Origin of the sequence: Rhodococcus oxybenzonivorans (genome assembly GCF_003130705.1) — a bacterium.
Taxonomy (GTDB): Bacteria; Actinomycetota; Actinomycetes; order Mycobacteriales; family Mycobacteriaceae; genus Rhodococcus_F; species Rhodococcus_F oxybenzonivorans.
On record NZ_CP021354.1, the window covers coordinates 910,060 to 935,801 of the forward strand.

The following is a 25,742-nucleotide window of genomic DNA, read 5'->3' on the forward strand; positions in this document are numbered from 1 at the left end:
CCCGTTTCGCTCTAGAAGACCGTGCCGTCGCTGACGATGGACAGCGGTGGCAGCCCGCCTCTCGCCCGCTGAGACAGGGTGCGGCCTGCGGCCCAGGTGCCGCCCTCCAGGACGCAGGCCAGCGGAAGCCGTGCGGCGTCCACGCCGAGCCGTCCGCGCACCAGCGGGGCCAGTTCGTCGAGGAGCGCGACCGTCAGCGCGCGCCACTCGACCACCACTTCGTCACCGGCCGTCCAGCGGTGTGCGGCCCAGGTCGGGTCGTGCAGGCGTAGTACCCCGGTGTCCAGTAGGAGACCGCCGTTGCGGTATTCGGGCAGGCCGGTCAGGGCGTCCAGCCCGACCACCCGCACGCCTGCCCACTCGAAGGGCTCCAGCAGCGAGTAGGTCAGCCACTGCGACAGCTTGTGGAACGGAATCCAGCCTCGGGTCAGGCCCGGCCCGACCACCGCCTCGTGGCGCCAGCAGTCGCCCAGGGGCTGACCGCCGATGGCGTTGTCTGCCGGCCAGATGCCCGACAGCGACGCCAGAACGTGGGAAAGAATGTCGTGGGCGGCCACTGACGACGTGGCCGAGCCGTGCGGCTCTGTCAGCAGGTCGAACAGGCCACCCGGCCGTCCGTGCGGGCCGAACACCGCGGGTTGTGCGGCGAGTGCGTCGCCCAGCCGGCGCAGCAGGAGCACCCGGCCTTCGAGGCCTACCAGCGGATTGGACGGGCCGACCTGGAAGAACTCGGCCAGCCGGTTGGTGTCCAGGCCCCGTAGTGCGGCCGCATCGACCTGCAGCGGGTGTGCCGCGTCGGTCGAGAACAGGCCGCCGACGAACGCGTGCCAGCTGGCGACACCCAGTCCCTCGGAACGGGCGAACCGCTGCCCGCCGGCTTTCTCGTCGTAATGCCAGTCGGGACCCGCCCCGGCATCGAGCAGCACGCTGACCACGGCCAGATCGATCATCGCGCGGGCACGGGCCTGCACGTCCAGCCCGGCCAGCCGGGCATCGAGGTCGGCCTTGCGGTCGACGCCGCCGGCCTCGAAATGCCGCCAGCGACTGTGGTAGGGAATCGCGAGGTCCGGATAGCGCGCACGGGTCACGTCGACCACCTCGGCCGCGGCAGTCTGCAAGGCGTCGTCGTGAACGCTGAACCAGCGCGAGCCGCCCTCTCGCGCGCGGCGCAGCAGCTGCCCTGAGCGTTCCCGCACAGCGGTCGTGGTGCGCAGCGCCGCGGCCGCGCCCTCCGCCCGCCCGGTGTCGACGTCGGGACCGACGCCGAGCATGCTCATTCGTCCAGCTCCCGGCCTTTGACCTTCGCCAGTTCGTCGGCGTTCGGCACCACGCCCGGCGTGAAGTAACCCGCCGCCATCTTGGCGTCGATTTCCACCCGCGCGTCGGCCGGGATCAGCTCGTCGGGCAGGTCCACCCGTTCCCCGACCTCGATGCCCGAGCCCGTGATGGCGTCGTACTTCATGTTGCTCATCGAAACCAGGCGGTGAATCTTGCGCACCCCCAGCCAGTGCAGCACGTCGGGCATCATCTCCTGGAAGCGCATGTCCTGCACGCCGGCGACACATTCGGTGCGGGCGAAGTACTGGTCCGCGGTGTCGCCGCCCACCTGACGCTTGCGGGCGTTGTAGACCAGGAACTTGGTCACCTCACCCAGCGCGCGGCCCTCCTTGCGGGAGTAGGACACCAAGCCGACCCCGCCGTGTTGCGCACCCTGGATGCATTCCTCGATCGCATGCGTCAGGTACGGGCGGCAGGTACAGATGTCGGAGCCGAAGACGTCGGAGCCGTTGCATTCGTCGTGCACGCGCGCCGTCAGCTCCACGGCAGGATCGGCAAGGTCGCGTGGGTCGCCGAAGATGTACACGGTCTGCCCACCGATCGGCGGCAGGAACACCTCGAGATCCGAGCGGGTCACGAGTTCGGGATACATGCCCCCGGTCTCCTCGAACAGCACGCGGCGTAGATCCGACTCGCTGCAGTGGAAGCGCTCCGCTACACCCGGCAGGTGCCAGACAGGTTCGATCGCCACCTTGCTGACCAGCGCAGCACCGTTGGACATCAGGAAACGGCCGTCCGGGCGCAGTCGGCCTTTCTGGATGGCATCCATGATCTCCGGCAGCATGACGTGTGCCTTGGTCACGGCGATGCTGGGGCGGATGTCGTGGCCGGCGGCCAACTCGGCCGCGAATACCTCCGCCACCATGGCGCCCCACGGGTCGAGGCTCACGATTTTGCCGGGCTCGCTCCACTGAGGGTACGGGCCGATGATGTTGGTAGGCGCGGTGTTCGTGAGGTCGGCCTTATGGTGGCGCGACAGCGCGCCGGCCGCGACCGCCAACGCCCGGTAGATGCTGTAGGAGCCGCTGTGCGTGCCGACCACGTTGCGGTGGGCGCGGTTGGTAGTGGTGCCGACCACCGGTCCGCGCTCGGCAGCCGTGGGAGCGCCCCATCGAATCGGCAGGGACCCGACGCCGCCGCTGTGCGACGTCAATCGGATGTGCCCGCTGGCGGTTTCGGGCGTGGCAGGCGACGGTGTGGTGGGGACGACTTCAGCGGACATGGCGTTCCTCCGTAACGACGGCCCGGCGACGAGGCACGCCTCCGGAACGTATCTCCCGCGCCCGGACGCTGCCGGCCACCGGAGACGCAAGCATAGCTATTTGCAGCGACTATCGCGTGGCGTGCACGTCCGCCGGGTCTGTCTTCCGGCTGGAGTGGTGGGCACTGGGCAACTGCGGTGCGGCGTGGCACGATCGAGCAGGTGACCAGCAGACCCGCCTCAGCGCAGCACCTGCAGGACCTTGCACGTCTGCGCCGCGTTCGCGACCGGATCGACAGGGAGTACGCGCAGCCGCTGGACGTCGAGGCGCTCGCCCGCGGCGTGAACATGTCGGCCGGGCACCTCAGCCGCCAGTTCCGGCTGGCCTATGGCGAGTCGCCGTATTCCTATCTGATGACACGGCGTATCGAACGCGCGATGGCGCTGCTGCGTCGTGGCGACCTCAGTGTCACCGAGGTGTGTTTCGCGGTCGGCTGTTCGTCGCTGGGCACCTTCAGCACCCGCTTCACCGAGCTGGTCGGTGTTCCGCCCAGCGTCTATCGCCGCGCGGCAGAGCACGCGACGGCGGGGATGCCGTCCTGCGTGGTGAAACAGGTGACCAGACCGATCAGGAATCGAGAAGCGTCGGCACCCGAGCCACAGCTAACGTGACTGCGGCATCGAGTAGATGCGCGCGCACGCCGCTGACGGAGACCGCGAGGGGCGGCCCGCGGAACCGAGGGGAGACACGATGAGCACGGCGACGAGGACGGACAGGGCGGGGCGAGCGCAGCGAGGGGACAACTCGAAGTCGCCGGCGCAGCATCGTGCCGACAGCCACGATCTGATCCGCGTGCAGGGTGCGCGGGTGAACAACCTTCAGAACATCAGCGTCGAAATCCCGAAACGCAGGCTGACGGTGTTCACCGGTGTGTCCGGCTCCGGCAAGAGTTCCCTGGTGTTCAGTACGATCGCCGCGGAGTCGCAGCGGATGATCAACGAGACCTACAGCGCCTTCGTTCAGGGCTTCATGCCGACGCTTGCCCGGCCCGACGTCGACGTACTCGACGGGCTGACGACCGCGATCATCGTCGACCAGCAGCGGATGGGCGTCGACCCCCGCTCCACCGTCGGCACCGCCACCGACGCCAATGCGATGCTCCGAATCCTGTTCAGCCGGCTCGGAAAGCCGCACATCGGCTCGCCCCAGGCGTACTCGTTCAACGTCGCCTCGATCTCGGGTGCGGGCGCGGTCACCATCGAGCGCGGCGGCCAGCAGACGAAGGAACGGCGCAGCTTCAGCATCACCGGCGGCATGTGTCCGCGCTGCGAGGGCAGGGGCTCGGTCACCGACTTCGACCTGTCCGCTCTCTACGACGACAGCAAGTCACTCAACGAGGGTGCGCTCACGATCCCCGGCTACAGCATGGAAGGCTGGTACGGCCGCATCTACCGCGGCTGCGGGTATTTCGACCCCGACAAGCCGATCCGCAAGTACACCAAGAAGGAACTGCACGACCTGCTCCACCGGGAGCCGACCAAAATCAAGGTCGAGGGCATCAACCTGACGTACACGGGGCTGATCCCGCAGATACAGAAGTCGTTCCTGTCCAAGGACGTCGACGCGATGCAGCCGCACATCCGCGCGTTCGTCGAGCGGGCGATCACGTTCACCACCTGCCCCGACTGCGACGGCACCCGCCTCAGTGCGGCCGCGCGATCGTCGAAGATCAAGGGCATCAACATCGCCGACGCGTGCGCGATGCAGATCAGCGACCTCGCGGTGTGGGTGCGCGGTCTGAAGGAACCGTCGATGGCGCCCCTGTTGGAGAAGTTGGGCGCAACCCTCGACTCGTTCGTCGAGATCGGGCTGGGCTACCTGAGCCTCGACCGGCCGTCGGGTACGTTGTCGGGCGGTGAAGCGCAGCGTACCAAGATGATTCGCCACCTCGGGTCCTCGCTGACCGACGTCACCTACGTCTTCGACGAGCCCACCACAGGCCTGCACCCGCACGACATCGCCCGAATGAACGACCTGCTGCTCCGTCTGCGGGACAAGGGCAACACGGTGCTCGTCGTGGAGCACAAGCCGGAGACGATCGTGATCGCCGATCACATCGTCGACCTCGGCCCTGGCGCCGGTACCGCCGGTGGGCACGTCTGCTTCGAGGGCACCGTCGAGGGCCTGCGAGCCAGCGACACCATCACCGGCCGTCATTTCGACGACCGGGCCGTGCTGAAGGAAGCGGTGCGCGCCTCCACCGACTCGCTCGAGATTCGTGGTGCGAACGCCCACAATCTGCAGAACGTCGACGTCGACGTACCGCTCGGCGTGCTGGTCGTGGTGACCGGTGTGGCCGGGTCGGGGAAGAGCTCACTGATCCACGGCTCGCTGGCCAAACGGGACGGCGTGGTGTCGGTGGACCAGGGTGCCATCCGCGGCTCGAGGCGCAGCAACCCGGCGACGTACACCGGACTGCTCGATCCGATCCGCAAGGCCTTCGCGAAGGCCAACGGCGTCAAGCCTGCATTGTTCAGCGCCAACTCCGAGGGCGCCTGCCCCACCTGCAACGGCGCCGGTGTCATCTTCACCGACCTGGCGATGATGGCCGGTGTCGCCACCACCTGCGAGGAGTGCGAGGGGAAGCGGTTCCAGGCAGCGGTGCTCGACTACCACCTCGGTGGCCGCGACATCAGCGAAGTGCTCGCGATGTCCGTGGCCGAGGCCGAGGAATTCTTCGGCGACGGGGAGGCGAAGAACCCGGCCGCGCACAAGATCCTCGTCCGGCTCGCCGACGTCGGGCTCGGTTACCTGGCGCTCGGCCAGCCGCTCACGACGCTGTCGGGCGGCGAGCGGCAACGACTCAAGTTGGCTACCCACCTGGCGGAGAAGGGTGGTGTGTACGTCCTCGACGAGCCGACCGCCGGCCTCCACCTCGCGGACGTCGAGCAGTTGCTCGGACTGCTCGACCGGCTGGTCGACTCCGGCAAGTCGGTCATCGTCATCGAGCACCATCAAGCGGTCATGGCGCACGCCGACTGGATCATCGACCTCGGCCCCGGGGCCGGTCACGACGGCGGCACGATCGTTTTCGAAGGCACGCCGACCGATCTGGTCGCCGCCCGCTCCACACTCACCGGCGAGCATCTCGCGGCCTACGTCGGCGCCTGACCGAGTTATGCGGAACTCCGGCGGCGGGGATGTCTCATTCCCGCCTGTCGGAAGCCGTATCCGACGTCGATCCTGTGACCTAACTGTGAGGTCAGTCACCGCTTTCGCGTGACAGCTGGTGCCAGTTGTTGCCCGCGGGACTAGTGTTCCGCCAAAAATCCACAGAACAGCGTTGGCCGGGGCAGGTTTGTCAAATCGACGCGCCGAAATCTGTCGAACGCGTAGTAGCCTGTGACGAAACCGTGATCAATTCGTTACCGGTTACCCCGCTCGACAGAGGAATCTGGTTTGTCTCGACACCGGAAAATCGACCCAGCACCGCGCGCCCTACGACGCCGCCACCTGAGGACCGTTCGCGGCCGACTGATAGCAGTCCCGCTTGCCGCCAGTGCATTGCTCGTGGCCGGGAGCACGATCGCGTCCGCGACCACCGGCGATGTGGCCGTCGGCATCGCGCCTACCGCCGCGGAGGCGGGCGTGTCGCTCTCGATGGCACCCCAGGTCTTGCGGTTCCCGCGTACGGATCTCACCGACTTCACCGACGAGCTGCAGCAGGCGACCCAGCGTGAGGTCGAGCGGATCGAGCGGGCGAGGGCCGAGGCCGAGCGGCTTGCCCGCGAGGCTGCGGAACGGGCTGCCGCTGAGGAAGCCGCGCGTCGACCGGGTGTCGTCTTTCCGACCGACGGTACTTTCACGTCGGGCTTCGGCCCGCGGTGGGGCACGAACCACAACGGCATCGATATCGCCAACTCCATCGGCACCCCGATCAAGGCCGTCACCAACGGCACCGTGATCGAGTCGGGTCCGGCGTCGGGGTTCGGGCAGTGGGTCCGTCTGCAGCAGGACGACGGCACCATCGGCGTGTACGGCCACATCGACAGGTCGCTCGTATCGGTCGGGCAGCAGGTCCGCGCGGGCGATCACATCGCCACCATGGGCAACCGCGGTCAGTCGACCGGACCTCACCTGCACTACGAGGTTTGGACGGCCAACGGCGCCAAGATCGATCCTGTCGGCTGGTTCAGCTCGCGCGGAGTGTCCGTTCCCGGACACGGCGGCTGAGACACGCGTATACAGACGTTGTCGCGCATCCTACGATGCGCAGATGAGACTGCCGAAGAGCGCGCACACATCTCAGCCCTGGCGAATCCACGAATTCACCCGTGACTTCCGGCTCGAGGACGTGTGGGCTCTACCGACACCCGGTGGTCCGGACGACTTTCCCCGGCTGGTGCAGGTTATTACAGCCTTCGACCCGATGAGGCGCGGGCCGTGGCCGATGCGTCTGTTGTTCGCTATTCGCTTCGAGCTCGGCAAGGTGTTCGGGATTGACGATCAGGACGCCGGTTCACGTGTGCCCGCTCCCACTCTCGCCGATCGGTTGCCGGACGACCTGCGTGCGAGCCCGGCCGGCCCCGGCTCCGACACGCTGCCCTTCACCTCGCTGTACCAACTCGACGACGAGTGGGCGCTCGAAGCTGTCAATCGGACCGTGCACGGAATTCTCCATGTCGGCTGGGTGCCCGATGAGGTGGGCGGTTTTCGCGGCCAAATGGCCATTCTCGTGAAACGGAACGGGAAGCTCGGGGCCGCCTACATGGCAGCGATCAAGCCGTTCCGGCATGTGATCGTCTACCCCCTGATGCTGCGGGAGTTCGGACGGGCCTGGCGGGCAAGCACTGAGCGCCGACACAACTAACCCAATTGTCAGAAATCAGCGGACCATTCACGCAATGCTCATGAGCACTGCTCGACGCGTGTTCGCGCAGTTCACCTGGAGTTATGGCACTCCGTTAGCCTTTCAGGCAAGGGCTATCGGGGAGTGACTGTGGAATTCAGACATCTCGTCTCATTCATCGCTATAGCCGAGGAATTACATTTCGGCAGAGCAGCAACGCGGCTGCATCTCACCCAACCCTCGCTCAGCGCGCACCTGCAGAAGCTGGAGAAGTCGCTCGGAGTGCGTTTGGTGGCGCGGACCTCGCACGAGGTCAAGCTGACGGTCGCAGGCAGGGAGTTCGAGGGGCAGGCGCGTTCGATCATCGCTCAGGTGGACAAGGCCGCACAGATTGCCAAGGCCACTGCGGAGGGACGATCGGGCACGTTGAACATCGGATACAACCTGCCTGCCAGTCGACACGTGCTGCCCTCGGCTCTGGTGAGGATGACTGCCGCCCATCCCGATGTCGTAGTGTCCCTATGGGAGAGGCGTACTGGTCCGCAACTCGACGATCTTGCAGACGGTCGCCTCGACATCGGCCTGGTGTACGGACATCCCCGCAGCGCGGAATTCCGGTCCCGACTCGTGCTGCGCAATATTCCGCTGGTGGCTGTTGTCGGAGCAGGGCACCGCTGGGCCGGGAGGGCTGGTGTACCATTCGCCGAACTCGCCGCTCAGTCGTGTGTTCTGTTCACTCGCGAGCAGTGCCCGGCCATGTACGACTCGATTTTCTGCGCCGCGGCGGACAGCAAAATTTCGCTCAACGTCGTTCAGCTGGCGGACGATCCGGGAGCGACGGCGCATATGGTGTCGGTCAAATCCTTGGTGGGGTTCGCCTCCCAGCCGCGCGCCTCGTCCGGGGGGTTGCTCGCGATGGGCACCAGCACGGTGGCGGTGAAGTTGTTCGATCCGACCCCCATGATCGACCTGTATGCCGTGTGGCGCGCGGACGCGATCAATCCTGCGGTGTTCTCCTTCCTCGACTGCATCGGTCATGGCGAAGGGTCGTCGAGGACCGAAAACGCGCTTGCTGCTATCTGATTGGGCTACGAGCTGAATCTACTTCAGTCCGGACCGAACGAACGCATTGACGATGTGCCGTTGCAGGACGATGTAGAGCGCGAACACCGGTAGGCACGCCAGACCGGCGACGGCCATCATCGGCCCCCAGTCGTTGCCCTCGGTTCCCATGAAACTCCTCAACCCCAACTGAACGACCGAATTGCTGCGCTGCAGGACCACCGCCGGCCAGAAGTATTCGTTCCACGCATTGATGAACAGCAGGATAGACAGCGCCGCCAATGCAGGACGCAGATTCGGTACCACTACGGTCCACAGGATCGACCATGACGAACGTCCGTCCATCTTCGCTGCCGCGACCAGCTCCTTCGGGAAGCTGTCCAGGTGCTGCCGGAGCATCAGGACACCCAGCGCGGAGCACAGCGTCGGCACGATCACCCCGGCAAGGTTGTTGATCAGCCCCAGCTGGTACAGCAGTACATAGTTGGGAAGCATCGTGACCTGAAAGGGCACCAACCAGGTCCCGACGAAGGCGAGATACAACAGCCGCTGGAAGCGGAACGAATACATCGCGAACGCGTACGAGGCGAGCAGGGCCACGAAGAGTTGACCCACCGCCGAGACCGCCGATACGGCGAATGTATTGAGGAGCAGTCCGATCACGTCGACCTTCTCGACCGCGTCCACATAGTTGCCCAACGACAGCGGCCACGGAATGGGGGAGAGGGAGCCGACGTCGTCTGGCCGTCGCAGCGACGTCGCGAGCAGCCAGTAGATGGGAAATATGCACGCGAGGGCGATGGCGACGAGGACGGCATGTCCCCATGCCCGCCGCCACAACGGCTCGGAAACGGGTGACTCGCTAGTCGTCATGGAACGAGATCCTTTCCGAGAGCCACACGAGAACACCCGCGATGAGACCGAAGCCTACGAACAGCAGCACCCCGGCGGCGGCGCTGAGTCCGGCGTCGAAGCTGTGGAAGCCGTAGTCCCACAACAGGTAGTAGATGTTGGTCGTCGCCTGCGACGGTCCGCCCTGGGTGAGAGTGTCGATCAGCGGGAACGTCCACTGGGCGCTGAGGAGCACCGTCATCAGAGCGAGGAACACCAGGGTCGGGGAGAGCAGCGGCAAGGTGATCCACCAATCGATCTGGCGCCGGGTGGCGCCGTCTACCTGCGCCGCTTCAGCGTAGTGGCCACTGACGCCGGCCATGCCGGCCGAGACCACCAGCACCGCGAACCCTATGAAGTGCCAACCGGTGATGAGCACGATCACCCACTGTGCCGTGGCTGGTTCGCGGATCCAGTTGGTGTCCGACCCCAAGACCCGGTTGATCACCCCTGCACCGGGGTCCAGCAACCACTGCCACACGGCCGCGCTCGCCACCGGGGCGACGAGAAACGGCGCGAAGATCAGGCTCTGATAGACCGCGCGGGAGCGCCCACGGACGCCGCGGGTCGCGAACGCGACCACGACCGGGAGCACCAAGGTGAACGGCAGCAGGCCGACGACGAGGACGACGGTCCGCCAGACCGAGTCCCCGAAGGTCGGCAGCTCGAGCAGCCGCCGGTAATTGTCGGCGCCGACGGGGACCATCGGCGTGGTCGGCAGCAGATTCCAGGAGTACGTCGACAGCTGGGCTGCCTGGATCAGGGGTCGGTAGGTCCACACGATCAGCAGCGCGACCGCAGGCGTGAGATACAGGTAGGGAGCGGCCGCCCGCATCACTCTCCGGAGAGGGTGGACACGGGCGGCCGGAACGACCGCCGGCGACGGGGAAGGCACTGGCGCGTCGGTGAGCTCCGGTACGGCAACGAACACGATCGCCTCCTCAGCCCGTCCCGAGCGCGAGCGCGCGCAACCGGTCGAGCATGTCCTGCTCGGGAATGTCGTAGACCACCTCGGCCGGGGTCGCCTCTACCGCAGTGGCCACTACGGTGTCGCCGAGGACGTCGATGCGGGTAAATCCATACCCGGCGTGGCCGCGGTGCCGACCGACCGGCGCCAGCGGGTCGACCCGGTACGACAGTGCCGGACCCACCCATACCGGAATCCGCGCCACCGCACCGGTACCGGTCACATGTGCGTGCCCGCAGAGGATCATCCGGACGTCGGATCCCGCCACGACCGCCGCCAGCCGGTCCGGCTCCTGCAGCCGCAGGGAGTTCACCGTCGTGACCGGCGACGGAATCGGCGGATGGTGCAGGACGAGGAGAGTGCCGCGCCTACTCGTCAAGGCCAGTTGGTCGCCGAGCCAGGTGAGTTGTTCCTCGGTAAGGCCGCCCTCGTGCCGACCGGGAATGGTGCTGTCGAGCACGATGATCCGCAGACCGCAGACGTCGTGCACGGTGTCGTACGGTGCGGCGAGGTCACCAGAACGGAGGCTGAGAAGTTCGGTATAGAAAGCCGTGCGCTTGTCGTGATTGCCCATGGCGAAGACAACCTGAGCACCCAGCGACGCTGCCGCCGGCTCGACCACCGCACGCAGCCGCCGATAGGCCTCCGGTGCCCCGTCGTCGGTGAGATCCCCCGACAGGACCAGCGCGTCGACTCGCCGACCGGATTCGACGATCCGGTCGAGGGTGCGCCGTAGCGCGTCGAGGGTGTCCACCGCGTCGTGAACAAGCTTCCCACCGGTGGTGATGTGAGTGTCGGTCAGCTGAATAATCGTGAGATCGTCGCCGGACCTGCCTGCTGCGGTGCTCATCCGACGGGCAGAAGCGCGCTGGCCTGCTTCTGGGCGGCCTCGAGGGTGGATTTCGGGTCGGCGTCCTGATAGACGATCGCCTCGACGGCATCCATCATGCCATCGCGGATCTGCAGATAGTTGTTGCCGGGCATGGAGATCCATGGCTCCATCGATTCGAGCTGCGCGAGGTTGGGGGCGAGAAGCGGGCTCTTCTGTGCCCAGTCCTGCAAACCAGCCGGATCGTCGACGAGCCCGGTGCGCAGCGGCAGGTACCCGATGCCCTGGGCGATCTTCGTGTACGCCGCTTCACCGGTGAGGAACTTGATCAGCTCCCACGACGCCCGCTGCTTCGCGGGGTCCGAGGCGAACGTGAACAGGGAGGCGCCGGAGTTGGTCGGCACCGTGGTCTTGCCGGCGAAGGCAGGCATCGTCGTCGCGCGCAGGTCCCACTTGTCCCTGGCGCCCTTGACGAATGTGCCCTGGATTGCGCTGGTTTCCAGGATCATGCCGATGTCACCGCGGGCGAAGGCCTCGTAACCCTGCTGCTGGCTGAGCTTCGGTGTGGCACCGGACTGCACCAGGTTTTGTGCCATGTCCGCAACCTGTACCGCGGGGTCCTCAGCGAACGTGAGTGACGACCGGTCCTCGGCGATGACCCGTCCGCCGTTGGACCGGACGAGGCTCTGGAAGCACCAGTCCTTCGCGGTCTTGGTCAGGCAGTCCAGGTACACCCCGCCCTTGCCCGTCTTCGAGGTGATAGCCGCCGCGGCGTCGGCGACCTGATCCCACGTGGTCGGCGGGTTGGCAGGGTCGAGGCCCGCCTGCTCGAACAACGTTGCGTTGTAATAGAACACCGGGGTGGAAAAGACGAACGGCACGCCGTAGGTTGTGCCTTCCCAGTCGCCGAGATCGCGTGCGGTCGCAGCGTAAGGGTGCTTCGCACCGTCGAAATTCTTCTGCACCGCATCCTTGCCGACGAGATCGTCGAGGGGCTTGGCCCCCAGTTGATGGATCGTGAAGTCCAGGTCACTGAAGCCGAGCTGCGCGACGTCCGGGGGCGATCCGGCCACCGTCTGGCTCTGGATGCTCGAGACGGTGTCGGTGGCCGGGTTCGGGCTGTTGCCCTGCGGCTTCTGCGCCGTGACGTGGATGTTCGGATTCTGTTTGATGAAATCGGCGATCAGGGCGTTGAAGGTGTCGGTCCACGCCCCCGCCATGCCGTAGTTGTAGCTTTCGAACACGATCGACACCTGTTGATTCGGAGCGAGTTCCGGGACCGGACCGGAACCGCTCGCCGCTGAGTCCGTGGTGGTGGTGCCCAGGCCGCCGCAGGCGGTCAGGACTGCAGCGCTGGTCGCGAGCGCGACCATCGCGGGCAAGGTCTTCTTCACTGTTGTCTCCTGTGATGTGTGGAAGGCGAGCGAATCGGGTGGCCAGGCTCAGGCCACCGACAGGGAGGAAGCCTCGGGGACCGATGCCCCATGCTCGTGTAGGGGCCGCCAGAGGAGGCGGCGTCCGGTGCCGGATTCGAACAGGTGGAGGTCGCGGGGGTCGACATCGAGTCCGGTGGCGTCGCCGACCCGAACCGGAACGGGCCGCGGCGCCCGCACCGCCAGACTGGTGGCGCCCACATTGATGCGAACGACCTCGTCGCCGCCGAGGTTCTCGATGGCGGTGACGACACCGCGCACGCGGGCGTCGGGGGTATCGAAGTGCAGCCGTTCGGGTCGAATCCCGACCGTGACCGCCCGTGGCCACGAAGCCGCGCCGGCAGGTAGCCCGAGCGGTGCGTCGAGCCCGTCGGCAACGGCATGCAGCTCACCCGCCCGGTCGACGATCGTCGCGTCGATCAGGTTCATCGGCGGGGACCCCAGGAATGCGGCGACGAACGTCGACCGCGGAGCGTCGTACAACTCGGAGGGGGTCCCGACCTGCTCGACCCGCCCCCCGTTGAGCAGTGCGATTCTCGAGGCCATGGTCATCGCCTCGACCTGATCATGGGTGACATACAGGAATGTGGTGGCCAACCGCCTATGTAGAGAGGTCAGTTCGGTCCGGGTGGCACTGCGCAGCGCCGCATCGAGGTTCGACAGCGGCTCGTCCATCAAGAACGCGCCCGGCTCGCGCACCATCGCCCGCGCGAGCGCGACCCGCTGACGCTGCCCACCCGAGAGGGCGCCCGGCCGCCGGTCGAGGTGTTCGATCAGACCGAGGGCCGTCGCCACGTCGGTGACCTTCTCCCGAATCTGCTGCCGCGAGCGGCCCCGGGTGCGCAACGGGAAGCCGATGTTTTTCGCGACGGTCAGATGTGGATACAGGGCGTAGCTTTGGAACACCATTGCCACGTCCCGGTGCCGTGGCGGCGTCGCGGTGACATCGACATCGTCGAGCAGAATCCGCCCCGTCGACAGCGACTCCAGCCCGGCTATCATCCGCAGCAGCGTCGACTTGCCGCACCCACTGGGCCCGAGCAGGACCAGGAATTCACCATCCGCGATATCGAGATTCACATCCTGCACGACCGGGGTCGTGCCGAACCGTTTCGATACCCCGTCGAGTCTTATCCGTGCCACCCACGTCTCCTCACATCCGTCATCGTTCTTGCGGAACGACAACAGTTGGCAGTGACTGTCCGGTGAACGCCGCGCGGCCGGCTCATGTTGGCCCTCGCTCGCGGTGACGGCGGCCTGCAACAATAGGAGAACATCGCAAGTGCGATCGACAGCAGCGATCACCGCCACCCCGGAGGCAATAGCCCACTTCTATCGCGCAACGGAAAAGCATTACTGGTGTGCGTGTTTGGTGATCTCTGCAATCGATGAGCTGGTGGTGACCTCGGCGGTGACGGGCGAGACTCCACCCGCACCGTGGGTCTCGCCGAGTTCGAGAACGAACTGACGCAACCCGGGTCTCCGAGCGGTCTTCTCAAATGCTGCCGGGGATGTCCAGGACCTCTATCCCGGCCGTCTCTCGTACCCCTGACGGATCGGTCTTATTTGTGCGCTGAGTGTGGACGCCCGACACGCCATCTCCATGTGACGCCCGTCTCACACTGAGACGCTCGAGAGCTGGATTACGCGGTTCAATTCATTGCACAACGTCCCCACCGCCGGCACTCGGCCGGCACCCGATTCAGGAGGCGCACATTGAGTAGGCAAAGCCTGACAAAGGCCCACGCGAAGATCACCGAACTGTCATGGGATCCGACCTTCGCGACCCCGGCCACCCGGTTCGGCACCGACTACACCTTCGAGAAGGCTCCGAAGAAGGACCCTCTCAAGCAGATTATGCGGTCCTACTTCCCGATGGAGGAGGAGAAAGACAACCGCGTGTACGGCGCCATGGACGGCGCCATCCGCGGCAACATGTTCCGCCAGGTTCAGCAGCGCTGGCTCGAATGGCAGAAGCTGTTCCTGTCGATCATCCCGTTCCCGGAGATTTCGGCCGCCCGTGCGATGCCGATGGCCATCGACGCCGTGCCGAACCCGGAGATTCACAACGGGCTCGCGGTGCAGATGATCGACGAGGTTCGGCACTCGACGATCCAGATGAACCTCAAGAAGCTGTACATGAACAACTACATCGATCCCGCCGGGTTCGATATGACGGAGAAGGCGTTTGCGAACAACTACGCCGGCACCATCGGCCGTCAGTTCGGCGAAGGCTTCATTACCGGCGACGCGATCACCTCGGCGAACATCTATCTGACCGTCGTTGCCGAAACCGCGTTCACGAACACCCTGTTCGTGGCCATGCCCGACGAGGCAGCCGCCAACGGTGATTACCTGCTGCCCACCGTGTTTCACTCGGTGCAGTCCGACGAATCGCGGCACATCTCCAACGGTTACTCGATCCTGTTGATGGCCCTCGCCGACGAGCGCAACCGTCCCCTGCTCGAACGCGACCTGCGGTACGCGTGGTGGAACAACCATTGCGTCGTCGACGCCGCGATCGGCACCTTCATCGAGTACGGCACCAAGGATCGTCGCAAGGACCGGGAGAGCTACGCCGAGATGTGGCGGCGGTGGATCTACGACGACTACTACCGCAGCTACCTCATCCCGCTCGAAAAGTACGGCCTGACGATCCCGCACGACCTGGTCGAAGAGGCGTGGAAGCGGATCACCGAGAAGGGTTACGTCCACGAGGTAGCGCGTTTCTTCGCCACCGGGTGGCCGGTCAACTACTGGCGGATCGATGCGATGACCGACACGGACTTCGAGTGGTTCGAGCACAAGTACCCGGGCTGGTACTCGAAGTACGGCAAGTGGTGGGAGGAGTACAACCGCCTCGCCTACCCCGGACGCAACAAGCCGATCGCGTTCGAGGAGGTCGGGTACCAGTACCCGCACCGCTGCTGGACGTGCATGGTGCCCGCGCTCATTCGTGAGGACATGGTCGTGGAGAAGGTCGACGAGCAGTGGCGGACCTACTGCTCGGAGACCTGCTACTGGACCGACGCCGTCGCGTTCCGCAGCGAGTACCAGGGCAAGCCGACTCCGAACATGGGGCGGCTCACCGGGTTCCGTGAATGGGAGACCCTGCATCACGGTAAGGACCTCGCTGACATCGTGCAGGATCTGGGTTATGTCCGCGATGACGGCAAGACCCTCGTCGGTCAGCCGCACTTGCATCTGGACGATCCGAAGAAGTTGTGGACTCTCGACGACGTCCGCGGCAACACGTTCCAGAGCCCGAATGTGCTCTTGAACGAGATGTCGGACGCCGAACGCAACGCGCACATTGCCGCGTACCGCGCCGGCGGCGCAGTTCCGGCCTGATACAGGCCCGGTGGGTGGCGCCGCGGCCACTTCCGGCGCCACCCACCGCCTCACCATTCACTTCACAAGCACAGGAGAGACCCCGTGGCCGACAAGCACGTAATCAACTTCGAGCCCGTCGATATCGAGATGGAAGTCGGCGAGGACGAGTACATCCTCGATGCGGCATTCCGGCAGGGCATTCACCTGATGCACGGGTGCCGTGAGGGGCGGTGCTCGGCCTGCAAGTCGTTTGTTCTCGACGGCGATATCCAGATGGAGAATTACTCGACGTTTGCGTGCAACGACGCCGAGGTCGACGACGGACACGTCCTGCTGTGCCGTTCTACCGCTTACAGCGATTGCACCATCGAACTGCTCAACTTCGACGAGGACGAACTCCTCGGGGGCGTCCCCATCCAGGATGTGCGCACCCAGGTGACCGCAATCGAGTCGATGACGAAGGACATCGTGTCGCTGCGGCTGGCGCCCATCGAACCCGCGGCGTACGAATTCAAACCCGGCCAGTATGCGGACCTGCACATCCCGGGAACCGACGAGCATCGCTCCTTCTCCATGGCGACAACCCAATCGACGCCGGGGCATGTCGAGTTCCTGATCAAAAAATATCCCGGCGGCAAGTTCGCCGGCCTGCTCGAGGACGGGATCTCAGTGGGTGACGAGATCGCCCTGACGGGACCGTACGGGTCGTTCACAATCAAGGAAGGCCATGTCCTGCCGATGGTCTTCATCGGCGGCGGCGCAGGGATGGCTCCGCTGCTGTCGCTGCTGCGGCACATGAGCGAGACGGGCAACACCCGGCAGGTGCATTTCTACTACGGTGCCCGCACCCCGCAGGACCTGTTCTATCTCGACGAGATCCTCGAGCTCGGACAGCGACTGACGAACTTCACGTTCGTGGCCTGCCTGTCGGAGTCGATGGACCCTGCGCCGGGGGGTGCGATTGCCGTCGAGGACGGCAATGTCACCGATGTCGTGAGCCGCTGCGAACCTGAGCTCGGTCGTGCAGAGGTGTACCTGTGCGGGCCGCCGCCGATGGTCGACGCAGCCCTGGAACTGCTCGAGGCGGAGGGCACCCCGCACGACCAGATCTTCTATGACAAGTTCACCAGCCCCGCATTCGATTAGGCGCCCCGAGAAAACCACCATCCTGCTTCACCGACAGAACTGAGAAACGAGATGACCGCAACTTCCGAGCCCAAGCAGCGGAGCTTTCCGAAGATCGAGTTCACCGACTCCGAGGCCGGTGCACTGGAATTCCCCAGCTCCCGCAGCCGCACCTTCACCTACTACACGCCGGCCAAGAAGCGGTCGACGATGTACGAGGACGTCACGGTCGACGTCCAGCCCGACCCCGACCGCCACCTCTCCCAGGGCTGGATCTACGGCTTCGGTGACGGCCCAGGCGGCTACCCGCAGGAGTGGACGGCCGCGAAGTCGTCGAACTGGCACGCCTTCCTCGACCCGAACGAGGAGTGGGACCAGACCATCTTCCGTAACAACTCCAAGGTCGTCCACCAGGTCGAACTGTGCCTGTCCAACGCCAAACGCGCCCGGGTCTACGACGGCTGGAACACACCGTGGCTGACGTTCATCTCCCGCAACCTGGGGGCGTGGATGCACGCCGAGAACGGGTTGGCGCTCCACGTGTTCACCTCCATCCAGCGGTCCTGCCCGACCAACATGATCAACACCGCCGTCGCGGTGAACGCCGCCCACAAGATGCGTTTCGCCCAGGACCTGGCACTGTTCAACCTGGACCTGTCCGAGGCCACCGAGGACTTCGACGGCGCCGCGCACCAAGAGGTGTGGCAGTCCGCTCCCGAGTGGCAACCCACCCGAGAGGTCGTCGAGCGGCTCACCGCGGTTCCCGATTGGTGTGAGCTGCTGTTCGCCTCGAACATCGTCTTCGAACAGCTGGTGGGATCGCTGTTCCGCACCGAACTGGTCATGCAGATCGCCGCCGGCAACGGCGACTACATCACCCCCACCATCGTCGGTACCGGCGAGCACGACTACGACCGCGACCTCAACTACACCCGCAACCTCTTCCGGTTGCTCACCCGCGACCCCGAACACGGGGAGACCAACAAGGAGCTGTTCGGCACCTGGCTCGCCACCTGGGTGCCCCGGTGCCTCGCCGCCGCCCGGGCGCTGCAGCCGATCTGGTCGCAGCCGGCCGACAAGGCAGTCACCTTCGTCACCAGTCTGGACGCCGCAACCGCGAAGTTCCGTTCCCTGCTCGAGGACCTCGGGCTCGACATCCCCAAGGAGTTGGACCAGTGACCATGCAATTCGGATCGACCACCGAGTTCTCCAACATGTGTGGCGTCACCTTGATGAACACCCCCATCGGCCGCGTCGTCGCGGAGGTGATGGGCGCCAAGGACGGTGTCGAGCTGACCGAGTACCCGTCGATGATCCGCGTCGACGGCCAGAAGCTGCTGAGTTTCGACTACGAGGAACTCACCGACGCTCTCGGTGAGGAGTTCGACGGCTCCATCTTCGAGGAGATCAGCTCCACCCATTACGGGCGCATGGTTCACCTCGACGACAAGACCCTGCTGTTCGCCAGCCCCGAAGACGCCGCCGAGTACATCGGATTCGACCTCACCGAGCACTGACCGCAGCTGTCCGGGGCCACTCAGGTGGCCCCGGACACCCCCAGCCCACCCGAAAACCAGGACCAAGCGAGGACGCGATGTATCAGAAGGACGGTCGGAAATACTTCATCGTGGATGGCCACGTACACATCTGGGACGGTCGCAAGTCGAACCAGAAGAACGTGCACGGCAAGCAGTTCATCGACTGCTTCTACGACTACCACAAGAACCTCAGCCCCGAAGAGGTCGTGTGGGACTACGACACCTACACGTACTACGGCAGCGAACGCTTCGAACGCGACATCTTCGTGGACGGATACGTCGACCACGCGATCTTTCAGGCCACCCTACTCAGCGACTTCTACCACAACGGATTCGGGCAAACCGACGAAGCACTCGCCCTGGTCGCCAAACACCCCGGCAAGCTCACCTACAACCACGCCTACGACCCACGGCACGAGGAGGCCGGGCTCGAACAACTCCGCAAGGACGCCGACCGGATGAACCTGCAGGGCGTCAAGCTCTACACCGCCGAATGGCACGGCGACTCCCGCGGCTACAAACTCGACGACCCGTGGTCGCGGCGCTACCTCGAAGAGTGCATCAAGCTGGGTATCAAGAACATTCACGTACACAAGGGCCCGACGATCCGTCCCCTCGACCGCGACGCCTTCGACGTCTCCGACGTCGACAAGGTCGCCACCGACTACCTGGACCTGCGCTTCGTCGTCGAACATGTGGGTCTGCCACGGCTCGAGGACTTCTGCTGGATCGCCACCCAGGAGTCGAACGTCTACGGCGGATTGGCAGTGGCTCTGCCGTTCATCCACACCCGGCCCCGCTACTTCGCCCAGATAATCGGTGAGTTGCTCTACTGGATCGGCGAGGACAAGATCCTGTTCGGCAGCGACTACGCACTGTGGACCCCGAAATGGCTGATCGAGAAGTTCGTCGAGTTCCAGATCCCCGAGGACATGCAGGGCGAGTACGCCCCGATCACCGTCGAACAGAAGCAGAAGATCCTCGGCCTCAACGCCGCAGCGCTGTACGACATCGACGTTCCCGCGGACCTGCAACTGGCCGAGCCGGCCGGGCAGGAAGGTGTGGAGGTCGCTGCCGGGGCGTGGGAAACCGTGTCGTCATGACCACCACCACCGCCGCCGTCGTCTGCACCGAAGAGGACGTTCTGATGGCCTTGTCGACGGTCACCGACCCGGAACTGGACGAGCCGATCACCGAACTCGGTTTCGTCCGGTCGGTCACCCTCGACGATGACGGGGTCACCGTGCACCTGCGGCTGCCCACCGCGTTCTGCTCGCCGAACTTCGCCTACCTCATGGCCTCCGACGCCCTCGACGCCCTGCGCCTGATCGAGGACATCGGCGAGGTTCGGGTGCTGCTCGACGACCACCACGACAGCGACAAGATCAACACCGGCCTCGCAGCCGACGCCGGATACGTCGGAACGTTCGGCTCCGAGGCGGAGGAGAGTCTGCACGAACTGCGCCGAACGTTTCGGTCCAAGGCACATGCCGCGGCGATGGAACGCTGTGTCGAGGCGCACCTGAAGACCACCGACATGGGTGTGAACGAGATTTACCGACTCGTTCTCAGCGACCTCGCCCCCGGAAAAGCGAAGGCCGCGTTGCTGCGACGCCGAATCGGCATCGGGTTGAGCATCTGCCCGGCCAGCCCAGTGTTCGTCGACGACGCCGGCAAACGCATCTCCGCGGAGTCGGTGCCGATGCGGCTGCGGTTCGCCAAGTCGGTGCGCATTTCGATGGAAGGCAACGCCCACTTCTGCCGCGGCCTGCTCGCCACCCGCTACGCCGACAGCGAATCCGTCGGCAGCACTCCGCGAATCACCGATCTCAGAACCAGGAGCCCGCGATGAAGGCCGTGCAAGTGGTGGGATACCACACCAAGCTGCAGCTCACCGATATTCCCGAACCCACCATCGAGGGTCCCCTCGATGTCATCGTGCGAATCGGCGGCGCGGGTGTGTGCCGTACCGACCTGCATGTTCTCGAGGGGCAGTGGGAGGAGAAGTCCGGTGTCGCACTGCCGTACACAATTGGTCACGAGAACGCCGGTTGGGTCCACGCGGTGGGTGACGCCGTCACCAACGTGGTGGTCGGCGACAAGGTGATCCTGCACCCGCTGATCACGTGCGGGTTGTGCCGGGCGTGCCGTTTCGGTGACGACGTCCACTGCCAGAACAGCAAGTTCCCCGGCATCGACACCAACGGCGGATACGCCGAGTATTTGCGCACCACCGCCCGCAGTGTGGTCCGGATCGACGACTCGCTCGAACCCGCCGACGTCGCCGCCCTCGCCGACGCGGGCCTGACGGCGTACCACGCCGTCGCCAAGGTCGCCAGGACCACTCGCCCCGGAGACGTGTGCGTGGTGATCGGGGCAGGCGGACTCGGCCACATCGGCATCCAGGTCCTGAAGGCGATCTCCGGGGTCACCGTGGTCGTGCTCGACCGTAACCCCGCGGCCGTCGACCTCGCCGTGAAGATCGGCGCCGACCACGGCATCGTCGCCGACGGCACCCACATCCAGCAGGTGCTCGACCTGACCGGCGGGCACGGCGCCGAAGCCGTCGTCGACTTCGTCGGCGAAGGCGGCGCCACCGCCGAAGGGATCGCGATGCTGCGCCGCGCCGGGAACTACTACGTCGTCGGATACGGCGAGAACCTCGACGTCCCGACCATCGACGTGATCTCCACCGAGATCAACTTCATCGGGAACCTCGTCGGCTCCTACAACGACCTGCAGGAGCTCATGACCCTCGCCGCCCAGGGCAAGGTCACATTGCACACCACCCGGTACCGGCTCGAGGACTTCCAGCAAGCCCTCGACGATCTCGATGCCGGTCGGGTCCGCGGCCGGGCGATCCTCGTCCCTTAACCGCATCTCTCCGCGAAAGAAAGCACGAAAGGAACATCAGCCATGGCGAAAGAGCTGCGGTACAACACGGACGCCCGAGCCCGCCTCGAGCAGGGCGTCAACGCCCTCGCCGACGCGGTCAAGGTGACCCTCGGCCCCAAGGGGCGCAACGCGGTGCTCGAAAAGCTCACCGGGCCACCGACGATCACCAACGACGGCGTGACCATTGCCCGCGAGATCCAGCTCCGCGAACCCTTCGCCAACATGGGTGCCCAGTTGGTCAAGGAGGTGGCGATGAAGACCAATGGTGTGGTCGGCGACGGCACCACCACCGCCACCGTGCTCGCTCAGGCCATGGTCCGCGAGGGTCTGCGCTCGGTCGATGCCGGCGCCAACCCCATGCGGGTGCGGCGCGGCATCGAGCGGGCCGTGTCCGTGGTCGTCGATTCCCTCCGCGAGCAGGCCTCCCAGATCGGGGGGCAGAGTGAACTGCACCGGATCGCAACCCTCGCCGCCAGCGACGACGAAGTGATCGGGCACGCCATCTCGACGGCGGTTGATTACGTCGGCAAGTCCGGGGTTGTCACGACCGAGGAGAGCGACACCCTCGGGCTGTCGGTCAACATCGTCGACGGCATCGAGTTCGATCACGGCTACATCTCCGGCTACATGGTCACCGACCCGGAGCGAATGGAAGCGGTGCACACCAATCCGCTGATCCTGCTGACGAACAAGAAGATCACCCAGGTCCAGGACATCATGCCGAGCATCGAGGTGGCCAAACGTGCCGACCGACCGCTGGTGGTACTGGCCGAGGACGTCGACGGTCCGGCCCTGCAGCTGCTCGTCGGCGGAAACATGCACAAGACCATGCAGTCGGTGGTCGTGCGTGCCCCCGGTTTCGGCCATCGCCGCGTCGCCGAGCTCGAAGACCTCGCCGTGGCACTCGGTGGGCACGTGATCGCCAAGGACACGGGCATCGAACTGTCCGAAATCAGCGTCGAACATCTCGGATCGTGTGACCGCATCACCGTGACCGAGAACGAGACCACGATCGTCGGCGGACACGGGGACCAGCGCCTCCTCGATGCCCGCATCGCCCAGCTCGAGGCCCAGCTCGAGCGCGCCAAGATCGAGGCGGATCAGGAAAGCCTCGAACTGCGTATCGCCCGGCTCACCGGGCGTGTTGCCGTCATCCGCGTCGGCGGCGCGACCAGTGTCGAGCTCAAGGAACGGATGCTGCGCGTCGACGACGCGCTGGCCGCCACCCGCGCCGCGGTCGAGGCCGGAATCGTCTCCGGAGGTGGCACCGCGCTGGCGCAGTCGCATCGGGCATTGGCCGATCTCGACCTGGCCGGTGACGAGGCCATCGGATGCGACGTCGTGCGTCGCGCTCTTCCGGAACCGCTGCGCTGGATCGCGATCAACGCCGGGTTCGACGGCGACGAGGTCGTCGAGGTGGTCGCCGGCCTGCCGCTCGGGCACGGATTCAACGCGCTCACCGGCGAATACGGGGACATGTTCGACGACGGAGTGATCGACCCGTTCAAGGTAACCCGCGCCGCACTCGAAAGCGCAGCCTCGATCGCGGCACTGCTGATCACCACCGAAACCGCTGTCGTGGAGGAGGTTATCGGTAATCCCGGTGCCATCATGGCACCCGGTTTCGGCGATCTCGCCGAAGGCATGGTCCGCCCGTCGAATATCTACTAGAAACCAGTGGGTCACTGCCTCGGGGTCCTGCGAGGCGGTGACCCACTCGCCCGAAAGAAAGTGAAGCAGAGTGATTTTCATTGTGGTGAAGTTCAATGTCCTCGACGAACACCAGAACGACTGGTTGCTCATCACCAAGGAGTTCACCGACGCGACCCGATCGGAACCGGGCAATCTCTGGTTCGAATGGCACCGCAGCGCCGACAATCCCGCCGAGTTCGTGCTGATCGAGGCATTCGCCGACGGGCAGGCCGGTTCCGACCATGTCAATGCGGACCACTTCCGGAAGGGATTGGACGCGATGCGCCCGGCACTGAGCGAGACACCGCGCATCCTCCACACCGAGCTTCCCGGCGACGACTGGTCCCGTATGGGCGAGTTGGACATCGCTTCGTAATGCGCCACGCACCACACCGGGCCAGGCAAACCCCGGTGTGGTGCACCCGTGACGGACACACAACAGTGCGGAAGGACAAGGCATGACCGTGGTGACGACCGGCCCCGTAGCGGATCTGGTTGCGGGTCTCGGCGATGCTGTGGTGACCGACGGAGACACCATGATCGCCTACACCCGCGATCAGGCGCTGCTCTCGCCATCCGGTCAACCGATGGCAGTGGTTCGCGCCCGGACGGTCGACGACGTCGTGACGACGCTGCAGACTGCCTACCGGTACAAGATTCCGGTTGTCACGAGAGGTGCGGGGACCGGTCTTGCCGGCGGTGCCAATGCGCTCGAGGGGTGCATTGTCTTGAGTACCGAGAAAATGAACCGGATTCTCGAAATCGACGAGCAGTCCCGTACCGCGACGGTCGAACCCGGTGTCGTCAACGGCGACCTCGCTACTGCAGCAGCAGAGCGAGGACTCTGGTACGTGCCCGACCCAGGCAGTCGCGCCATCTCCACGATCGGTGGGAACCTCGCGACAAACGCCGGTGGGCCCTGTTGCGCCAAGTATGGGGTGACCGGTGATCACGTCGCCCGGATAAAAGCGGTGCTCGCCGACGGCCGGATCATCCATACTGGTGCAGCCACCCGCAAGAACGTCGCCGGCCTGAACCTCACGCAACTGCTGGTCGGGTCCGAGGGCACTCTTGCCGTCATCGTCGAGGCGACCATGCGGTTGCGCAGAAAACTGGCGCACGCGTCCACTGTGGTGGCGGCGTTCACCGACCCCGTCCAGGCCGTCAACGCGGTAATGGCGATTCAGAACGTGGCCGACCCGAGCCTGGTCGAACTCATGGACCACAACACGATCACCGCGGTCAACGACATGACCCAGATGGGCCTCGACGAGAGCGCCGGTGCGCTGCTACTCATCCAGTGCGACGGCGAGGCCGCGGAGGCGGAAACCGATCGCATCGCCGAAGCATGCCGCAGTTGTGCGGCGACCGAACTTTTCGTGACCACCGACCCGGTCGAAAGCGACGGGCTCATGCAGGCTCGGCGTGTCGCGTTGACCGCCCTCGAACGCTGCGGCAGTACGCTGCTCGACGACCTGGCAGTGCCGGTGCCCCGGCTACCGCACATGCTCGACGCCATCAGCCGTATCGCGGACCGCCACCATCTTTTCGTCGGCACCTTCGGACACGCCGCGGACGGAAACCTCCACCCCACGATCGTGTTCGACGCAGCCGACCGCGACGCATCCGACCGTGCCTACCGCGCCTTCGACGAGATGGTCACCCGGTGCTTGGCGCTGGGCGGATCGATCACGGGGGAGCACGGCGTCGGTGATCTCAAACGCAGCTACCTCGAAACGATGGTCGGCACGCACGAGCGAGGTTTGATGCGTCAGATCAAGGCCGTGTTCGATCCCGCTGGGATACTCAATCCGGGACGCGCGATATGACTGCCACCAAAGCACCCGGCATGGATCTGCACCCATCCCGATCGCGGATCGCGATACCCACGCAGTCGTCGCCCGATGCAGTGGACGCTTGCGCAAATATCGATCCAGTTGTCCTCCCGGCGGCCGGATCCGACGAGAACGACGACTTCGTACTAAACTTCGCGGCCCGATGGGTGCATTTCGGCTGCGGCAGCGCCGAAGACATCTTCATCGCCTTCGGGTGGAACGAGGCTCGGTACTTCGAACGCCTGCGCTATCTGGCCACACGCCGATTCATTGCCATCGATGACTTCCTCCGTCAACGACTTCTCGCCGTGTGCGCCGAACGGCTACCTCCTTTGAGCACACCGGTGACCATCCCCGACGAAAGGCCACGACGATGCCTGTGAACCCCGTCCCGCGACCACAATGCCGTCCCGCCCCCGAACCGCAGCCGCTCCCGGTGTCGAGCACGCTCACCATGACCGACCTGCTGTGCGCACTGGAAGCACTCACCGGGGTTCGCCGGCGGCCCGTCGCCCAGGACACACAGCCGTGAGGTAACAGCTCCCAGCCCCGGTAGGAAGCGTCCTGAATCTGCCGGAATCGCATTACCCGGTCTGAACCAACTCAGGCTGCAGATCGCAGTTTCCCAAGGCGTGGTCGTGGTGAGCGCCCACCGGGCATGCCCTACCGCAATTGGCCACCCGGTGCCCCACGTACCACGCGTGCGACAGCCGGTGGCTCGTCTACCCCGGGGTGACACCCGAAACTCGTCGT

General features: G+C 65.4%; 24 protein-coding genes. 17 read left to right on the top strand and 7 right to left on the bottom strand.

From position 1 onward, the window contains the following. Window positions 1–11: 11 nt before the first annotated feature. Together CBI38_RS04425 and CBI38_RS04430 are read right to left on the bottom strand one after the other, a co-directional pair. A complete protein-coding gene (locus CBI38_RS04425) occupies window positions 12–1,277 on the bottom strand; it encodes a URC4/urg3 family protein (RefSeq protein WP_109326733.1) in 1,266 nt (421 codons plus the stop codon). Beyond that, a complete protein-coding gene (locus tag CBI38_RS04430) occupies window positions 1,274–2,560 on the bottom strand; it encodes a GTP cyclohydrolase II (RefSeq protein ID WP_109326737.1) in 1,287 nt (428 codons plus the stop codon). Before CBI38_RS04430 ends, CBI38_RS04425 begins: the two co-directional genes overlap by 4 nt. 201 nt (window positions 2,561–2,761) lie before the next feature. Here CBI38_RS04430 and CBI38_RS04435 point away from each other — a divergent pair, with 201 nt between their 5' ends. The 5 genes from CBI38_RS04435 (at window position 2,762) to CBI38_RS04455 (ending at window position 8,472) form a co-directional block, all read left to right on the top strand. Then, the gene (locus tag CBI38_RS04435) at window positions 2,762–3,211 is read left to right on the top strand and encodes a helix-turn-helix transcriptional regulator (protein WP_109334849.1); all 450 of its coding nucleotides are present in this window, start codon (window positions 2,762–2,764) and stop codon (window positions 3,209–3,211) included. Window positions 3,212–3,290: 79 nt separating this feature from the next. Beyond that, on the top strand, window positions 3,291–5,711 hold the full coding sequence (locus CBI38_RS04440) for an ATP-binding cassette domain-containing protein (protein ID WP_109334850.1): 2,421 nt from the start codon (window positions 3,291–3,293) through the stop codon (window positions 5,709–5,711). A 288-nt stretch (window positions 5,712–5,999) separates the two neighbouring features. Further along, a complete protein-coding gene (locus CBI38_RS04445) occupies window positions 6,000–6,773 on the top strand; it encodes a M23 family metallopeptidase (RefSeq protein WP_418328311.1) in 774 nt (257 codons plus the stop codon). A 43-nt stretch (window positions 6,774–6,816) separates the two neighbouring features. Beyond that, entirely contained in the window at window positions 6,817–7,410 is a 594-nt protein-coding gene (locus CBI38_RS04450) for a DUF2867 domain-containing protein (RefSeq protein ID WP_109326739.1), read from the top strand. A gap of 129 nt (window positions 7,411–7,539) precedes the next feature. Then, window positions 7,540–8,472, top strand: a complete 933-nt coding sequence (locus CBI38_RS04455) for a LysR family transcriptional regulator (RefSeq protein WP_109326740.1) — start codon at window positions 7,540–7,542, stop codon at window positions 8,470–8,472. Between the two features lie 18 nt (window positions 8,473–8,490). Here CBI38_RS04455 and CBI38_RS04460 read toward each other — a convergent pair whose 3' ends face one another. Genes CBI38_RS04460 through CBI38_RS04480 form a run of 5 tightly spaced genes read right to left on the bottom strand, consistent with a single transcriptional unit; the run spans window position 8,491 to window position 13,714 of the window. After that, a complete protein-coding gene (locus CBI38_RS04460; RefSeq protein ID WP_109326742.1) occupies window positions 8,491–9,324 on the bottom strand; it encodes a carbohydrate ABC transporter permease in 834 nt (277 codons plus the stop codon). Continuing rightward, entirely contained in the window at window positions 9,314–10,273 is a 960-nt protein-coding gene (locus CBI38_RS04465; protein WP_204164872.1) for a carbohydrate ABC transporter permease, read from the bottom strand. Before CBI38_RS04465 ends, CBI38_RS04460 begins: the two co-directional genes overlap by 11 nt. A 10-nt stretch (window positions 10,274–10,283) precedes the next feature. Beyond that, a complete protein-coding gene (locus CBI38_RS04470) occupies window positions 10,284–11,159 on the bottom strand; it encodes a metallophosphoesterase (RefSeq protein WP_109326746.1) in 876 nt (291 codons plus the stop codon). After that, entirely contained in the window at window positions 11,156–12,532 is a 1,377-nt protein-coding gene (locus CBI38_RS04475) for an ABC transporter substrate-binding protein (protein WP_109326747.1), read from the bottom strand. Before CBI38_RS04475 ends, CBI38_RS04470 begins: the two co-directional genes overlap by 4 nt. Before the next feature lie 48 nt (window positions 12,533–12,580). Further along, complete coding sequence (locus CBI38_RS04480; protein ID WP_109334853.1) at window positions 12,581–13,714, bottom strand: ABC transporter ATP-binding protein; 1,134 nt, start codon at window positions 13,712–13,714, stop codon at window positions 12,581–12,583. Window positions 13,715–14,287: 573 nt separating this feature from the next. Between CBI38_RS04480 and CBI38_RS04485 the strand changes: the two genes are divergently transcribed. The 12 genes from CBI38_RS04485 to CBI38_RS37720 all read left to right on the top strand — a co-directional run bounded on the left by CBI38_RS04485 (window position 14,288) and on the right by CBI38_RS37720 (window position 25,521). Then, entirely contained in the window at window positions 14,288–15,922 is a 1,635-nt protein-coding gene (locus tag CBI38_RS04485; RefSeq protein ID WP_109326748.1) for a ferritin family protein, read from the top strand. Window positions 15,923–16,006: 84 nt separating this feature from the next. Then, window positions 16,007–17,050, top strand: coding sequence for an FAD-binding oxidoreductase (locus CBI38_RS04490; RefSeq protein ID WP_109326749.1), 1,044 nt, complete (start codon window positions 16,007–16,009; stop codon window positions 17,048–17,050). Between the two features lie 51 nt (window positions 17,051–17,101). Then, window positions 17,102–18,208, top strand: a complete 1,107-nt coding sequence (locus CBI38_RS04495) for an aromatic/alkene monooxygenase hydroxylase subunit beta (RefSeq protein WP_109326750.1) — start codon at window positions 17,102–17,104, stop codon at window positions 18,206–18,208. Further along, on the top strand, window positions 18,205–18,546 hold the full coding sequence (gene mimD / locus CBI38_RS04500) for a propane 2-monooxygenase effector subunit MimD (protein ID WP_162603180.1): 342 nt from the start codon (window positions 18,205–18,207) through the stop codon (window positions 18,544–18,546). The genes CBI38_RS04495 and mimD overlap by 4 nt, the downstream gene beginning before the upstream one ends. A 77-nt stretch (window positions 18,547–18,623) precedes the next feature. Beyond that, window positions 18,624–19,670 carry an amidohydrolase family protein gene (locus CBI38_RS04505; protein WP_109326752.1) on the top strand — a complete coding sequence of 349 codons (1,047 nt, stop codon included), beginning with the start codon at window positions 18,624–18,626 and terminating at the stop codon, window positions 19,668–19,670. Further along, window positions 19,667–20,419, top strand: a complete 753-nt coding sequence (locus tag CBI38_RS04510) for an iron-sulfur cluster assembly protein (protein WP_109326755.1) — start codon at window positions 19,667–19,669, stop codon at window positions 20,417–20,419. Before CBI38_RS04505 ends, CBI38_RS04510 begins: the two co-directional genes overlap by 4 nt. Continuing rightward, window positions 20,416–21,441 carry an NAD(P)-dependent alcohol dehydrogenase gene (locus CBI38_RS04515; protein WP_109326756.1) on the top strand — a complete coding sequence of 342 codons (1,026 nt, stop codon included), beginning with the start codon at window positions 20,416–20,418 and terminating at the stop codon, window positions 21,439–21,441. The genes CBI38_RS04510 and CBI38_RS04515 overlap by 4 nt, the downstream gene beginning before the upstream one ends. A gap of 42 nt (window positions 21,442–21,483) precedes the next feature. Beyond that, window positions 21,484–23,133: a chaperonin GroEL gene (gene groL / locus CBI38_RS04520; RefSeq protein WP_109326757.1), complete on the top strand. Its 1,650-nt coding sequence runs from the start codon at window positions 21,484–21,486 to the stop codon at window positions 23,131–23,133. A gap of 70 nt (window positions 23,134–23,203) precedes the next feature. Then, complete coding sequence (locus CBI38_RS04525; protein WP_109326758.1) at window positions 23,204–23,530, top strand: putative quinol monooxygenase; 327 nt, start codon at window positions 23,204–23,206, stop codon at window positions 23,528–23,530. Between the two features lie 82 nt (window positions 23,531–23,612). Next, complete coding sequence (locus CBI38_RS04530) at window positions 23,613–24,983, top strand: FAD-binding oxidoreductase (RefSeq protein WP_109326759.1); 1,371 nt, start codon at window positions 23,613–23,615, stop codon at window positions 24,981–24,983. Continuing rightward, a complete protein-coding gene (locus tag CBI38_RS04535; RefSeq protein WP_230990082.1) occupies window positions 24,980–25,372 on the top strand; it encodes a hypothetical protein in 393 nt (130 codons plus the stop codon). The genes CBI38_RS04530 and CBI38_RS04535 overlap by 4 nt, the downstream gene beginning before the upstream one ends. Further along, a complete protein-coding gene (locus tag CBI38_RS37720; protein WP_162603142.1) occupies window positions 25,363–25,521 on the top strand; it encodes a hypothetical protein in 159 nt (52 codons plus the stop codon). The genes CBI38_RS04535 and CBI38_RS37720 overlap by 10 nt, the downstream gene beginning before the upstream one ends. Window positions 25,522–25,742: the final 221 nt, after the last annotated feature.